Genomic DNA, 14,471 nt, shown 5'->3' on the forward strand with positions numbered 1-14,471 from the left:
GCGTACGAGTCCGGGCACTACGTACCTGTTTGTCCGGATCGAGTCCCCACCCGATCCAGGCGCCCCCCTATTACCACACTGCACCCGGCCCATGAATGTATCGCACGTGGGAGTTGTGTGCGGTCCACGTGTCAGGTGCGTTGCGTCATGATGCGCTCATCCGTGGCCGGAATCCACCCATCGGCCGGCCGCCGGAGCCACCCCTCCGCCTCCGCCAGCTCCGAGGCAGCGGCACGGAGCGCCTCCATCGCCGGGTGCAGCAGCCCTTTTTTCCACACGAGTGACACAGGCGACAGGGGTACGGGATCGACGAGAGGCCTCTGTATCGATTTGGGCATGGCCGGAAAATCCACCACCACCAGGACGGGGTTCCGCCACTTGGCCATGACCCGCTGGAACTCCTGGGCCCCTACGGCGAGCGGCGCGGGCGGCGCGATTTCGATGCCGCGCCCCTCGAAGAGCTGCCGGGCCAGGTCGGTCCACTCCGGCGTACGGGGGTTTCCGGCACCGGCGTACACGCGCTCACCCGCCAGCGCGTCCAGCGGGACAACGTCCAGGTCAGCGAGCCGATGCCCCTCGGGCAGCACGATCGCCATCGGCTCGTACCGTACGGGCTGCTGCTCCAGGCGTTCGCGGATCGCCGGGTCCAGGCCCGCGAACCGGCCGAAGGACGCGTCGAGCCGGCCGGCGAGCAGTTCGGCCGCGGCGCCGGTGAGGCCGCTCTCGAAGCGGGCCATCAGCTCGCAGTCGGGGGCGAGTTCGCGGGCCCGCGGCAGGATGCGCTCGCCGACCAGACCCGGGCTGTTCACATCCACGAGCAGGGGGCGTTCGGCGTCCGCGGCCCGCCCGAACTCGGCGAGCAGCGCGTCCTGTGCCTCCAGCACGCGGCGCGCGTACGGGAGCAGCCGCTCACCGTCGGCGGTGAGCGCGACCCGCCGCGTATTGCGTACGAAAAGGTCCGCCTTCAACTCCCGTTCCAGGCGCCGGACATCACGGCTCAGGGCTTGCTGGGCGACGTACAGCCGGGCGGCGGCGCGGGTGAAGTGGAGCTCCTCGGCGACGGTGAGGAAGGCGCGGAGGAGTCGGGGGTCGACCGCACCGGGACCAGGGGAAGACGGCATCCGGCGAACTTACAACTCAGATGCGTCAATCGGTACGGAGTAGGTGTTGGACCGCTGGTCAGGGCAGCGGCGACGGTTGATTCATGCCGCAACAGCCACCCGAGACACGTCCCGAGATATGTACGGACGCTCCCGCGCAGCCACAGCCGGAACCAGAGCCCCGGCCCCGCAACCCCTATCTCCGTCTCTTCACCATCCCCGGCACCCGTGCGTTCACGATCGGGAACCTGATCGCTCGCCTCCCCATGGGCATGTTCAGTATCAGCGCCGTCATCATGATCGCGGGAACGCGGGATTCGTACGCCCTTGCCGGCGCCGTGACGGCGACCGGACTGGCGACGACGGCCGTCGTCGCGCCCTGGACGGCGCGCCTTGTCGACCGTTACGGGCAGGCGCGGATCGCCGTGCCCGCGACGGCGATCGCGGCGCTGGGCTCGCTCGCGCTGCTGCTCTGCGTGCGTTACGGGGCGCCCGACTGGACGCTCTTCGCCGCGTACGCCGCGACGGCCACGACGCCCAACACCGGAGGCATGTCGCGGGCTCGCTGGGCCCATCTGCTGAAGGGCGATCCGGCGGGCCTGCACACCGCGAACTCCTTCGAACAGGCCGCGGACGAGCTGTGTTTCATGCTCGGGCCGGTGCTGGCCGCGTTCCTGTGCGGGACGTTCTTCCCGGAGGCGGGCACGCTGGTCGGGGTGGTGCTGATGCTGACGGGCGTACTGGTCTTCGCCGCCCAGCGAGCCACGGAGCCACCGGTGCGGGGTCGTCCTCGTACGACCGCGAAATCCCCGCTGCGCGCACCCGGCATGCCCCCTCTGCTGATCGGGTTCCTCGCCACCGGCGCCGTCTTCGGGTCGATGGAGGTGGTCACGATCGCGTTCGCTGATGCACACGGGAACAGGTCGGCGGCGGGTGTGATCCTCGCGCTCCAGGCGGCCGGTTCGGGCGCGGCCGGCCTGCTGTACGGGGTGCTGAAGCCGGCGGGACCGGCCGAGCGGCGCTATCCGTGGAGCCTCGCCACGATGGCCGTCCTCATGTCGGGCCCTCTGCTGGCCGCCACGCTCACGGGGTCGCTGGTGGTCCTCGCCGGTGCGCTGCTGGTGGCCGGGATGGCGACGGCTCCGACGATGGTCACGGCCATGACGCTGGTCCAGCACCGCACGCCCGAGGGCCGGTTGAACGAGGGGATGACGCTGGCGGTGACGGGGTTGCTGGGCGGGATCGCGTGTGGTTCGGCGGTCGGTGGGTGGGTTGTGGAGCGGGTGTCGGCCGCCGCTGGGTACGGGGTCCCGGTCGCGGCGGCTGCGGTCGCTCTGCTGATCGCGCTCATGACGAGGCGACGGGATTGTCAGACCCTCGTCCTAGGGTGACCACCATGGACATCACGGACGCGGGCCAGGTCCGCCTTGAGCCCTGGTCGGAAGACGACTTCTGGCTGCTCCAGAGGACCAACAGCCCTGAGATGACGGCGCACTTGGGCGGCCCCGAGAGCGAGGAGAAGCTTGCCTCGCGGCATCAGCGCTACCTCGGCCCCGATCGGGGGCAGATGTACCGGGTCACGCTGGCGGACACCGGAGAGACGGTGGGCTCGATCGGCTTCTGGGAGCGGGTGTGGCACGGCAGGGCGGTGTGGGAGACGGGGTGGGCCGTGTTGCCCGAGTTCCAGGGGCGGGGGCTCGCGGCGAAGGCTGCCCGTGCGGTCGCCGAAGCGGCGCGGGCTCTCCGGGAGCATCAGTACCTGCATGCGTTTCCGAGCGTGGACCATCCCGCGTCGAACGCGGTATGCCGTCGGGCCGGGTTCGAGCTGCTGGGTGAGGCCGAGTTCGAGTACCCGAAGGGCCACTGGATCATGTCGAACGACTGGCGGATGGATCTCGGCAGAGGCTGAAGAGGAAGAAGAGGAAGAGGCTGACGACCGAACGCCACCCCCACTTCACGCCAATCCACGCCCACCCCATTGACGCGCCCGCAGCCCCCACATACCTTCCCTCGTCGAAGCGCTTCGACATCACGTGTCGAAGCGATTCGATGAACGCTGCGTGATGTCCCGATACCCATCCGACTCCCCTGGAGGCACTGGATGTTGACGGCACGAAGGCGTGTGGTGGCGGTGGCCGCGGCGGCTCTGAGCGGAGCCCTGCTGCTGGCCTCCTGCGGCGACTCGGACAGTGGGTCTTCCGATGGGAAGACGCTGAAGCTGTGGCACTACGAAGCACCGAACAGCGCGATGGGCGTGGCCTGGGCCGAGGCCATCAAGGAGTTCGAGAGGACGCATCCGGGCGTCAAGGTGGAGTTCGAGGAGAAGGGCTTCGAGCAGATCCAGAAGACGGCCCCGATGGTCCTCAACTCGGACGACGCCCCCGATGTCATGGAGTACAACAAGGGCAACGCGACGACCGGCCTCCTCTCCAAGCAGGGGCTCCTCACCGATCTCACCGGCGAGGCCACCAAGCGCGGCTGGGACAAGAAGCTCAGTGCCGGCGTGCGCACCACCAGCCAGTACAGCGCCGACGGCGTGATGGGTTCCGGCAACTGGTACGGGATTCCCAACTACGCCGAGTACGCGATGGTGTTCTACAACAAGGACCTCTTCAAGAAGCACGGCATCGCGGAACCCACCACCCTCGACGAACTCACCGCCGCCATGGACAAGTTCGTCGACGAGGGCGTCACCCCGCTCGCCAACTCCGGTGCCGAGTACATAGCCCACCAGTATCTCTACCAGCTCGCGCTCACCAAGGCGGACCGCGCCTGGGTCGACAGGTTCGAGCTCTACAAGGGCAAGACGGACTTCCACGACGCCGCCTGGACGTACGGCGCGGAGACCTTCGCGGACTGGGTGAAGAAGGGCTACATCAGCAAGGACTCCACCAGCGCGAAGGCCGAGGACGCGGGCACCGCCTTCATCGGCGGCAAGAATCCCATCCTGTTCTCCGGCAGTTGGTGGTACGGCCGCTTCGTCGCGGAGAACAAGTTCGACTGGGGCACCTTCCTGTGGCCGGGCTCCGAGATGACCCTCGGCTCCGGCGGCAACCTCTGGGTCGTCCCCAAGGGCGCCAAGAACAAGGAACTGGCGTACGACTTCATCGACATCACCATGTCGGAGAAGATCCAGAACCTGCTCGGCAACAAGGGCGGCGTACCGGTCGCCGCCGACACATCCGCCATCACGGACCCGCAGGCCAAGACGCTGATCAGCAACTTCGACTCGCTGACCCAGAAGGACGGTCTGGCCTTCTATCCCGACTGGCCCGTCCCCGGCTTCTACGACGTCCTCGTCTCCGAGACACAGAAGCTGATCACGGGCAGCGCGTCGCCGGACGACTACCTCACGGCGCTTCAGGAGGCCTACGACAAGGACGTACCGAAGCAATGACGGTGACCGTCGAACGGGGCGGGCGGGTCGTCGAAAAGCACTCCGGGACCAGGCACCCGCGCCGCCCCCGTGACTCGTACGCCCTGTTCCTGCTCCCCGGAGTGCTCGCCTTCCTCGCGGTCGTCGTCGTGCCGTTCCTGATGAACACGGGGGTGAGCTTCACCGACTGGCAGGGCGTGGGCTCCCCGGAGTGGTCCGGGCTCGCCAACTACCGCGAGCTGATGGACGACAGCGAGTTCTGGGCCTCGTTCCGGCACAGCCTCTTCATGGTCGTCGCCATGGCGGCCGTACCGACGGTCATCGGACTCGTCCTCGCCGCCGCCCTGTTCGACTTCGTCGGCAAGCACTTCGGGACGAAGACGGCCGCCGTGCTGCGCGCCTGCTTCTACCTCCCGCAGGTGCTGCCGATCGCGGTCGCGGGCATCGTGTGGAGCTGGATCCTGGCTCCGGAGAACGGTTCGCTGAACGAGCTCCTGAAGGCCGTCGGTCTCGAGAGCTTCCAGCAGGACTGGCTCGGCGACCCCGACTTCGCGCTCTACAGCGTCATGGGCGTCATGGTCTGGGTGCAGATCGGCTTCCCGCTGGTCGTCTTCATGTCCGGACTCCAGCGCGTGGACCCGCAGTTGTACGAGGCCGCCGAGCTGGACGGCGCCGGATGGTGGCGGCGGTTCTGGCACATCACGCTGCCGCAGATCCGCCCCGAGATCTACGTCGTCCTCCTCTGGTGCACGATCGCCGCGCTCAAGGTCTTCGGCGCGGTGTACGTGCTCACCAAGGGCGGTCCTGGCGGGGAGACCAATGTGCCGTCGTACTTCTCCTTCACCACGTTCTTCGAGAAGACGCAGGTGGGCTACGGCGCCGCGATCTCGACCGTACTGACCGTGATCATCCTGGCGCTGGCCCTGGTCGGCCTCAAGCTCCAGACCCGCGCGGAGGACGCCGAGGAAGGGCTCATCCGATGACGACAGCCATACGCCGCTATCCCGTCCTCGTCGCCCTCGTCATCGCCGCCGCCTTCATGGTGCTGCCGTTCGTGATCGTCACGGTCAACGCGGTGAAGTCACCGGCCGAGTACTCGGCGAACGGCCCCCTCAGCCTTCCCGAAGGCCTCTATCTCGACGGCCTGAAGGACTTCTGGGAGCGCGTCGACTTCGGGCAGAAGCTCGTCAACTCGGTCCTGATCAGCGGCAGTGTGGCCGTAGGGGCCGCCGTGCTGTCCGTCCTCAACGCGTACGCGATCGGCATCGGCCGGATCAAGGGCCGCACCTGGGTGCTGGCGTTCTTCGTGCTCGCGAACATGCTGCCGCAGGAGGCGCTGGTCTACCCGATCTACTACCTGAGCAAGGAAGCCGGCATCTACGACACCCGGTTGAGCGTGATCATCGTGTTCACGGTGATCCAGGCGGCCTTCGGTACGTATCTGCTGTCGTCGATTCTCGGACAGTTCCCGCGCGAGATCATCGAGGCCGCCCGGATCGACGGGGCGAACAAGTGGCAGGTCCTGTGGCGAATCGTCGTCCCCGTCAGCCGGCCGACCATCGGCGTACTGCTCGTCCTCTTCTTCATCTGGACCTGGAACGAGTTCCTGCTGCCGCTGGTCATGTTGATCTCCAACGACAACCAGACCGTGTCGGTCGCGCTCGGTGTGCTCCAGGGCCAGCGCCTGATGGACGCCACGATGACGAACGCCGCCGCCCTGCTCGGCGTACTGCCCGCCATCGTCTTCTTCCTCGTCTTCCAGCGGACGCTCACCCGCGGCATCGCCGTGGGAGCGGTCAAGTAAGGGGTGTGCCCGTGAAGTTCAGCGACGGCTACTGGCTGCTGCGCGAGGGGGTGACCGCGGCCCATCCGGTCGAGGTCCTCGATGTCGCCGCCGAGCAGGGCACGTTGGAGATCCACGCGCCGACCCAGCCCATCCGCCACCGCGGCGACCTGCTGAAGGGACCGGTCGTGACGATCAGCGCGCATGCGCCGATGCCCGACGTCATCGGCGTGACGTTCACCCACTTCGAGGGCGAGGAGCCGCGCGGCCCTCAATTCGAGGTGAGCAAGGAAGAGTTCGCGGCGGTCGCCTCGTACGACGACGAGTACGCGACCCTCACCGCGGGCGCCCTGTCCGTCAAGGTCTCCCGCGACGGCCCCTGGCACATCGACTTCCTCGCCGACGGCCGCACCCTCACCAGCAGCGGCCGCAAGGGCATGGGCATCATGCGGGACGCCGAAGGCGGCCACTATCTGCGGGAACAGCTGAACCTCGGCGTGGGCACGAACGTCTTCGGCCTCGGCGAGCGCTTCGGGCCGCTGGTCAAGAACGGCCAGGTCGTCGACATGTGGAACGCCGACGGCGGCACGGCCACGGAACAGGCGTACAAGAACGTCCCGTTCTATCTGACGGACGCGGGCTACGGCGTCTTCGTCGACCATCCGGGGCGGGTGTCGTTCGAGGTGGGCTCGGAGACGGTGTCCCGGGTTCAATTCAGCGCCGAAACACAGCAGTTGACGTACTACGTCATCTACGGCCCGACACCCAAGGACATCCTCCGCAAGTACACGGCACTCACCGGCCGCCCGGCCCTGCCGCCCGCCTGGTCGTTCGGGCTGTGGCTGTCGACGTCCTTCACCACCTCGTACGACGAGGCCACCGTCACCTCCTTCATCGAGGGCATGCGGGAACGCGAACTCCCCCTTTCCGTCTTCCACTTCGACTGCTTCTGGATGCGCGAGTTCAACTGGTGCGACTTCCAGTGGGATCCGCGGGTCTTCCCCGACCCGGAGGGCATGCTCAAGCGGCTCAAGGAACGCGGACTGCACATCTCCGTATGGATCAACCCGTACATCGCGCAGCGCTCGCCGCTCTTCGCGGAGGGCAAGGCCCTCGGCCATCTGCTGAAGAAACCGGACGGCAGCGTCTGGCAGTGGGACCTGTGGCAACCAGGCATGGCACTGGTCGACTTCACGAGCCCGGCCGCCCGCGACTGGTACGCCTCGAAACTGGAGGCACTGCTCGCGCAGGGCGTCGACTGCTTCAAGACCGACTTCGGCGAGCGGGTCCCGGTCGACGTGGCGTACGCGGACGGCGGCGACCCGGAGCGGATGCACAACTACTACACGTACCTCTACAACCGCACCGTCTTCGACGTGCTGCGCAAGCACCGAGGAGAGTCCGAAGCCGTCGTCTTCGCACGGTCGGCGACCGCCGGCAGCCAGAAGTTCCCCGTCCACTGGGGCGGCGACTGCGAGGCGACGTACGAGTCGATGGCCGAGTCGCTGCGCGGCGGCCTCTCCCTCGGCCTGTCCGGCTTCGGCTACTGGAGCCACGACATCGGCGGCTTCGAGGGCACGCCGACACCCGCCCTCTTCAAACGGTGGCTCGCCTTCGGCCTGCTGTCCTCGCACAGCCGGCTGCACGGCTCGTCGTCGTACCGCGTGCCGTGGCTGTTCGACGAGGAGGCCGTCGACGTCCTGCGGCTGTTCACCAGGCTGAAGCTCCGCCTCATGCCGTATCTGTACGAGGCTGCCCGCGCCGCCCACGCGGAGGGGGTGCCGATGATGCGGGCGATGGTCCTGGAGTTCCCTGACGATCCCGGGTGCGCCCATCTGGAGCGGCAGTACATGCTCGGGCCCGATCTGCTGGTCGCGCCCGTGTTCTCCGACGAGGGCGAGGTGTCGTACTACGTGCCCGAGGGCACCTGGACCCACTTCCTCAGCGGGCAGACGGTCACCGGGCCGCGCTGGGTGCGCGAGAAGCACGGGTTCTCGAGCGTTCCGCTCCTTGTCAGGCCGGGTGCGGTGATTCCGGTCGGTGCCGTCGAGGACCGGCCCGACTACCCGTACGCGGACGGGGTCACCCTGCACGCGTACGGCCTGGAACGCGGCGCACAGGTCACGGTGCCGGTGGACGGCGTGACCTTCACGGTCGTACGCGAAGGGGACACGCTGCGGGCCTCGTCGAGCGATCCCTCGGCGCCCTGGGGACTGACCGCGGGCGGACGGACAGTGCGGGCGAAGGCCGGGACCGGATTCCTGTCGCTGGAACTGAACTCGCTGGGAGCGGACTCTCCGAAACAGGACGGAGCATGGTGAAGATCACCGACGTGGCGCGGCACGCGGGGGTCTCCCCCAGCACCGTGTCGTACGCGCTGAGCGGCAAGCGCCCGATCTCGGAGGAGACCCGGCAGCGGATCGAGGACAGCATCCGCGAACTGGGCTACCGGCCGCACGCGGGCGCGCGGGCGCTGGCCAGCAGCCGGTCCAACGTGCTCGCGCTGGTGGTGCCGTTGCGGGCGGGTATCCATGTGCCGGTGGTGATGCAGTTCGCGGTGTCCGTGGTGACGACGGCGCGCCGGCACGATCACGACGTGCTGCTGCTCACCCAGGAGGAGGGCGAGGACGGGCTGCGGCGGGTCGCGGACACGGCGCTCGTGGACGCGCTCATCGTGATGGACGTCCAGCTCCACGACCGGCGGCTGCCGTTGCTGCGCGCCCTGGACCGGCCCTCGGTACTGATCGGATTCCCCGCCGAGCCCGACGGGCTCACCTGCATCGACCTGGACTTCCAGGCGGCGGGCGAGGTGTGCGTCGAGCATCTGGCGGGCCTCGGCCACCGGGTGATCGCACTCGTGGGCTCGCCGCCCGAGGTGTACGTACGGGAGACGGGCTTCGCCCAGCGGGTCGTACGGGGCTTCACCGCGGCGGCGGACCGGCACGGGCTGTCCTCCTCGGTGCACCCGTGCGAGGCGGAGCCCGCGGCGGCCCGCCAGGTCGCCGAGCAACTCCTGCGCGAGCGCCCGGCGTTGACGGGAGTCGTCGTCCACAACGAGCCGGTCGTCGAACCCCTCATCGACGCCTTCGAGCAGCTCGGCCTGCGCGTGCCCGGCGACCTCTCCGTCACCGCGATCTGCCCGGACGAGCTGGCCGCCCGCGTCCGCGTCCCCGTCACCTCGGTCGCCATACCGTCCGCCGAGGTGGGCACAGGAGCGGTCGAGCTCCTGATGAAGAAGCTGGGCGGCGCGTCCGCGCCGGAGGCGACGCTGCTGCCGCCGCGGCTGACGGTGCGGGAGAGCACGGGGCGGCGGCCCTGAAGAGGCCTCGCTGGGCCCGAGGCACGACGAAGGCCCGGTGGTCGTCATGACCACCGGGCCTTCGTCTCACATGGGATGAGGCGGTCTGGGGGCGTGCCCCTCAGACGATGAGGGGGTCTGGGGGTCATGCCCCCAGAAATACGACGAGGTGGACTGTGCTCGCGCTGTCTGCGAGCACAGTCCACCCTCCAGCTTGTGGAGATGGCGGGAATCGAACCCGCGTCCAACGGTGCAGAACCAGGGCTTCTCCGAGCGCAGTTCGCTGTGATTTTCTCAGCCCCGGAGATCTCGCGAACAAGTCTCCGACGGGCTCAGTCACTGTTTGATTTCCCATCGAGCCCCGTGACCGAGCTCGACGGTTTAGTTCCCTAGATTATGCCAGGATCCGGGTCGGGAACACTCCCGGGCTGACACCCATTAAGGGTCCTTCACTCACTGCTTATTAGGCAGCGAGGGCGAAGGACTGGGAATCGCGCTTAGTGTTGGCGATTATTGGTTGCGACATATGGTTAACGAGATCATTGCCGCTTCCTCGGCTCGCTTCCCCTGCTTCGACATCCGCTGTCGAAACCGATCATCCCCATGTTGATTTTTCAAACCCCCTCCGGAGAGGGGCGCGCACCCACTGTGGGGTGCAGTTGCCATCGTACGTGACCAACGCACGTCCGTGCCAACCTATTCCCGAGGGTCCGGGGAGCCGCGAGCGCTTACGCCCGCTGCCGCCGCCGTACCGCCGACACCGCGCGCTCCGTCTCCCGGCGGTCCTGCTTCTCGCGCAGGGTCTGGCGCTTGTCGTACTCCTTCTTGCCCTTCGCCAGCGCGATCTCGATCTTGGCGCGGCCGTCCTTGAAGTAGAGCGCGAGGGGCACGATGGTGTGGCCCGTCTCCTGGGATTTCTGCTCCAGCTTGTCGATCTCCTCGCGGTGCATCAGGAGCTTGCGCTTGCGTCGGGCGCTGTGGTTGGTCCACGTGCCCTGGGTGTACTCGGGGACGTGCACGTTGTAGAGCCACGCCTCGTGCCCCTCCAGGGACACGAACCCGTCGACCAGCGACGCACGGCCCTGGCGCAGGGACTTCACCTCGGTGCCCATGAGGACCAGACCGGCCTCGTAGGTGTCGAGGATGTGGTAGTCGTGCCGCGCCTTCTTGTTCTGCGCGATGATCTTGCGCCCTTTTTCCTTAGCCATAGTGCGGCCATTTTCGCACTACGAGGGGGCCCCGAGGCCACTCAATACCGTCTCGGCCCGTTCCAGGACGCCTTCCTCGACCTCCAGGTCGGGGGTGATGCCGCTGCCGTCGACGCTGCGCCCGGAGGGAGTGCGGTAGTGCCCGACGGTCAGCTCGGCGACGGAGCCGTCGGGGAGTCGGCTCGGCATCTGGACCGAGCCCTTGCCGAAGGTCCTGGAGCCCACGACGACCGCGCGTCCACGGTCCTGCAGGGCTCCCGTGAGGAGCTCGGCCGCGCTCATCGTGCCGCCGTCGACGAGCGCGACCAGGGGTCTGGAGGTGTCGCCGCCCGGCTCGGCGTGCAGGGCGCGCTGCTCGCCGCGTACGTCGTACGTCGCCACGAGGCCGCCGTCGAGGAAGGCGGAGGCGGCGGTGACGGCCTCGGCGACCAGGCCGCCGGAGTTGCCGCGCAGGTCTAGGACGATACGGGCGCCGGAAGGGGCCCTGGTCACGGCGTTCCGGACGAGTTCGCCGGAGCCCTTGGTGAAGGCGGCGACATTGATGACGGTGACGTCGGCGGCGAGCTCGCGTACCGTCACGGGCTCCGTGGACAGCCGCGCCCGGCGCACTGTCTCGGTCCACGCGCGCGTGCCGCGCTCCAGGCCCAGGGAGACGGCCGTACCGGCGGCGGCGTCGGTGGCGTCGCCGCGGAGTAACGCGACGACCTCCGTCACCGGCCGGCCGTCGACACGCTTGCCGTCGACGCTGCGCAGCCGGTCGCCCTTGCGGATCCCGGCGGCGTCCGCGGGCGAGCCCTCCCGCACGCCGGCCACTTCGATACGTCCGTCGCGCTCGCGCCGGGCCCACAGGCCGACGCCGGTGTACGCGCCGTCGAGGGCCTCCTCGAACTCCTCGTACTCCCCCGGGGAGTACACCGCGCCCCAGCGGTCGCCGCTGCGGCTCACGGCGCGCTCGGCCGCCTCCACGGGCGACTCGCCGTCGGCCATCGCCTCGGCGGCGGCATCGGCGACGTCCTTGTCGTTGTCAGCCTTGCTGTTGCCGGCCTTGTCGTGTCCGACAGAGCCGACGGACTCGGTGCCGGTGGCCTGGGAAGGGGATTTCCGGTCGGGGGCGTCGAAAGAGCCGGTCGCGGCTCCTGTGGCGAGGATGCTCGCGAAGACCAACGTCAGGGCCGCCCCGCGGCGGATACGGCGGGGCGGACAGAACAGGTCTCGGCCTGACATGCCGGTGAGTCTAGGACAAGGCAAAGGGCCGTACGCCTCGTTGGCAGTACGGCCCTCATTGGTATGCGTCACACCTTCAGGTACTTGCGCAACGCGAAGAACGCGGCCAGCGCGGGCATCAGCAGACTTGTGGCGAGGATGAGCGGCAGATACTTCAGCACCGCGTCCCAGCCGACGAAGTTGATCAGAGTCAGCTTCTCCGACAGGGCGAGTCCGTGATCGATGATGAAGTATCTGGCGATCACCAGGAACCCGCACGCGACCGTCCCGCCGATGAGTCCGGCGACGGCGGCCTCCATGATGAACGGCGCCTGGATGTAGAAGCCGGAGGCGCCCACGAGACGCATGATGCCGGTCTCCCGGCGGCGGCTGAACGCCGAGACGCGCACCGTGTTGACGATCAGCATCAGCGCGACGACGAGCATCATCGCCATCACCGCGCGGGCCGCCCAGTTCATGCCGTTGAGCAGCTCGAAGAGGTTGTCCAGGATGCCTTTCTGGTCCTGCACGGACTGCACGCCGTCACGGCCGTCGAAGGCGGTGGCGATGACCTGGTACTTCTCCGGGTCCTTCAGCTTGATACGGAAGGATTCCTGCATCTGGTCCGGGGTGAGCGAGCTGGCCAGCGGGGAGTCGCCGAACTGCTCCTTGTAGTGCTTGTACGCCTGGTCCGAGGTCTCGTGCGCGACGGTGTCGACGACGGACATCTTGTCCAGGTCGGTCTCGATCTGCTTCTTCTGCTCGGTGGTGACCGCTCCCTTGGCACAGTTGGGGTCGGACTCCGCGTCGCTCTTGTTGCAGAGGAAGATCGAGACGTTGACCTTGTCGTACCAGTAGCCCTTCATGTTGTTGACCTGATCGCTCATCAGGAGCGAACCGCCGAACAGGGCGAGGGAGAGGGCCACGGAGACGATGACCGCGAAGGTCATCGTCAGGTTGCGGCGGAGACCGACGCCGATCTCCGACAGGACGAACTGGGCGCGCATGGCGTCTACTCAGGCCTTTCCATGGACAGCTGCGGGTGGGGGCGGTCAGCGGTCAGTGCTGGTAGCCGTAGACGCCGCGTGCCTGGTCGCGGACGAGGCGGCCCTGCTCCAGCTCGATGACGCGCTTGCGCATCTGGTCCACGATGTTCTGGTCGTGGGTCGCCATCAGGACGGTGGTGCCCGTCCGGTTGATGCGGTCGAGCAGCTTCATGATGCCGACGGAGGTCTGCGGGTCGAGGTTTCCGGTCGGCTCGTCGGCGATGAGCAGCTTCGGCCGGTTGACGAAGGCGCGCGCGATGGCGACGCGCTGCTGCTCACCACCGGAGAGTTCGCCCGGCATCCGGTCCTCCTTGCCGCCGAGCCCGACGAGATCGAGCACCTGGGGCACGGACTTACGGATCTCGCCGCGGGACTTGCCGATGACCTCCTGCGCGAACGCGACGTTCTCGCCGACCGTCTTGTTCGGCAGCAGCCGGAAGTCCTGGAACACCGTTCCCAACTGGCGGCGCATGTGCGGCACTTTCCAGTTGGACAGGCGCGCGAGGTCCTTGCCCAGGACGTGGACCTGGCCATGACTGGTGCGCTCCTCACGGAGGATCAGCCGCAGGAAGGTGGACTTTCCGGAGCCGGAGGAGCCCACCAGGAACACGAACTCGCCTCGTTCGACCTCCAGGGAGACATCCCTGAGTGCGGGGCGGGTCTGCTTTGGGTAGACCTTGGAGACGTTGTCGAATCGGATCACGGATGCACCACGAGTCAGCGGGGGTAGGTGAGCGTGACCATACGCGAACCCGGTGGGCGGGCGCAGTCGCCGGTCAGGGTTGCGCGAGGGTTGCACGTTTTGTCACACATGGGAAGGGCTCGAATGCGCCAGGACCGCGAAGGATAAGGGGACGCGAGCCTAAATCCGGGGAACCTGGCACAGTGGTGGGGGAACGTTCTCGTTCCTGAGAGCGTTGAGAGCGTTATCTACGTGGAACCGGTGCAAGGAGGGCGAGCGCATGACGTACGACCGGTTGGTGTGCGCGAACTGTGCCGCGCCCGTGAACGAAGGCCGTTGCCCTGTCTGCCGTGCGAACAGGGAGCGGCTGCAGCAGGAGAGCCCGTTCGCGGGCCTGAACCCCATGGCGCTGATCGCGCTGCTGGCCGTGCTGATCGCGGCCATGGCCCTGCTGGCGCACCAGACCGCGTAGGAGAAGCGGCGAGGCATCACGTGCACGGACGTCAGGTGCACGGGCATTACGTGTACGACGAGAAGGGCCCGGAGTCCATGATCCTGGACTCCGGGCCCTTCTCGCGTGCGTACGCCTACGGCAGGTCAGCCCCTGACATGCGTCAGGCGGCGGCGCCGCGGCCGTTCATGAGGCGCGGCAGCATACGGAAGCCGATACCGCCGGCGATCATCGTGGCCGCACCGACCAGCAGGAAGGTGGTCTCGGCGGCGCCGGTCGCGGCGAGCACCTTGTCGACGAAGGCCCGGAGTTGCTCTGCCGACT

General features: G+C 67.9%; 13 protein-coding genes and 1 other RNA gene. 8 read left to right on the forward strand and 6 right to left on the reverse strand.

Going from position 1 to position 14,471, the window contains the following annotated elements; genetic code table 11:
* Positions 1 to 131: 131 nt before the first annotated feature.
* Complete coding sequence (locus IEZ21_RS03235) at positions 132 to 1,121, reverse strand: LysR family transcriptional regulator (protein ID WP_189320327.1); 990 nt, start codon at positions 1,119 to 1,121, stop codon at positions 132 to 134.
* 83 nt (positions 1,122 to 1,204) lie between these two features.
* Here IEZ21_RS03235 and IEZ21_RS03240 point away from each other — a divergent pair, with 83 nt between their 5' ends.
* The 7 genes from IEZ21_RS03240 (at position 1,205) to IEZ21_RS03270 (ending at position 9,578) form a co-directional block, all read left to right on the forward strand.
* Positions 1,205 to 2,491: an MFS transporter gene (locus IEZ21_RS03240; protein WP_373302160.1), complete on the forward strand. Its 1,287-nt coding sequence runs from the start codon at positions 1,205 to 1,207 to the stop codon at positions 2,489 to 2,491.
* 5 nt (positions 2,492 to 2,496) lie between these two features.
* Positions 2,497 to 3,009, forward strand: coding sequence for a GNAT family N-acetyltransferase (locus IEZ21_RS03245; RefSeq protein ID WP_189320328.1), 513 nt, complete (start codon positions 2,497 to 2,499; stop codon positions 3,007 to 3,009).
* A 192-nt stretch (positions 3,010 to 3,201) separates the two neighbouring features.
* The gene (locus IEZ21_RS03250) at positions 3,202 to 4,497 is read left to right on the forward strand and encodes an extracellular solute-binding protein (RefSeq protein ID WP_189320329.1); all 1,296 of its coding nucleotides are present in this window, start codon (positions 3,202 to 3,204) and stop codon (positions 4,495 to 4,497) included.
* Positions 4,494 to 5,459, forward strand: coding sequence for a carbohydrate ABC transporter permease (locus tag IEZ21_RS03255; protein WP_189320330.1), 966 nt, complete (start codon positions 4,494 to 4,496; stop codon positions 5,457 to 5,459). The genes IEZ21_RS03250 and IEZ21_RS03255 overlap by 4 nt, the downstream gene beginning before the upstream one ends.
* On the forward strand, positions 5,456 to 6,280 hold the full coding sequence (locus IEZ21_RS03260; protein WP_033328294.1) for a carbohydrate ABC transporter permease: 825 nt from the start codon (positions 5,456 to 5,458) through the stop codon (positions 6,278 to 6,280). The genes IEZ21_RS03255 and IEZ21_RS03260 overlap by 4 nt, the downstream gene beginning before the upstream one ends.
* Positions 6,281 to 6,291: 11 nt before the next feature.
* The gene (gene yicI / locus IEZ21_RS03265) at positions 6,292 to 8,580 is read left to right on the forward strand and encodes an alpha-xylosidase (protein WP_189320331.1); all 2,289 of its coding nucleotides are present in this window, start codon (positions 6,292 to 6,294) and stop codon (positions 8,578 to 8,580) included.
* On the forward strand, positions 8,574 to 9,578 hold the full coding sequence (locus IEZ21_RS03270; RefSeq protein WP_189320332.1) for a LacI family DNA-binding transcriptional regulator: 1,005 nt from the start codon (positions 8,574 to 8,576) through the stop codon (positions 9,576 to 9,578). The genes yicI and IEZ21_RS03270 overlap by 7 nt, the downstream gene beginning before the upstream one ends.
* A 193-nt stretch (positions 9,579 to 9,771) precedes the next feature.
* Here IEZ21_RS03270 and ssrA read toward each other — a convergent pair.
* The 5 genes from ssrA to ftsE form a co-directional block, all read right to left on the reverse strand.
* Positions 9,772 to 10,160, reverse strand: a transfer-messenger RNA (tmRNA) gene (gene ssrA, locus IEZ21_RS03275).
* Positions 10,161 to 10,285: 125 nt separating this feature from the next.
* Positions 10,286 to 10,765 (reverse strand): SsrA-binding protein SmpB, encoded by a 480-nt coding sequence (smpB, locus tag IEZ21_RS03280; protein ID WP_033328289.1) that lies wholly within the window; start codon positions 10,763 to 10,765, stop codon positions 10,286 to 10,288.
* An 18-nt stretch (positions 10,766 to 10,783) separates the two neighbouring features.
* Entirely contained in the window at positions 10,784 to 11,989 is a 1,206-nt protein-coding gene (locus IEZ21_RS03285; protein WP_189320333.1) for a S41 family peptidase, read from the reverse strand.
* A gap of 68 nt (positions 11,990 to 12,057) precedes the next feature.
* A complete protein-coding gene (ftsX, locus tag IEZ21_RS03290; RefSeq protein WP_033328285.1) occupies positions 12,058 to 12,975 on the reverse strand; it encodes a permease-like cell division protein FtsX in 918 nt (305 codons plus the stop codon).
* Between the two features lie 52 nt (positions 12,976 to 13,027).
* A complete protein-coding gene (gene ftsE / locus IEZ21_RS03295; RefSeq protein ID WP_033328283.1) occupies positions 13,028 to 13,717 on the reverse strand; it encodes a cell division ATP-binding protein FtsE in 690 nt (229 codons plus the stop codon).
* 259 nt (positions 13,718 to 13,976) lie between these two features.
* Between ftsE and IEZ21_RS03300 the strand changes: the two genes are divergently transcribed.
* Positions 13,977 to 14,168, forward strand: a complete 192-nt coding sequence (locus IEZ21_RS03300; RefSeq protein ID WP_189320334.1) for a hypothetical protein — start codon at positions 13,977 to 13,979, stop codon at positions 14,166 to 14,168.
* Positions 14,169 to 14,471 lie beyond the last annotated feature (303 nt).

The organism is Streptomyces flaveus (assembly GCF_014647675.1).
Lineage (GTDB): Bacteria > Actinomycetota > Actinomycetes > Streptomycetales > Streptomycetaceae > Streptomyces > Streptomyces flaveus.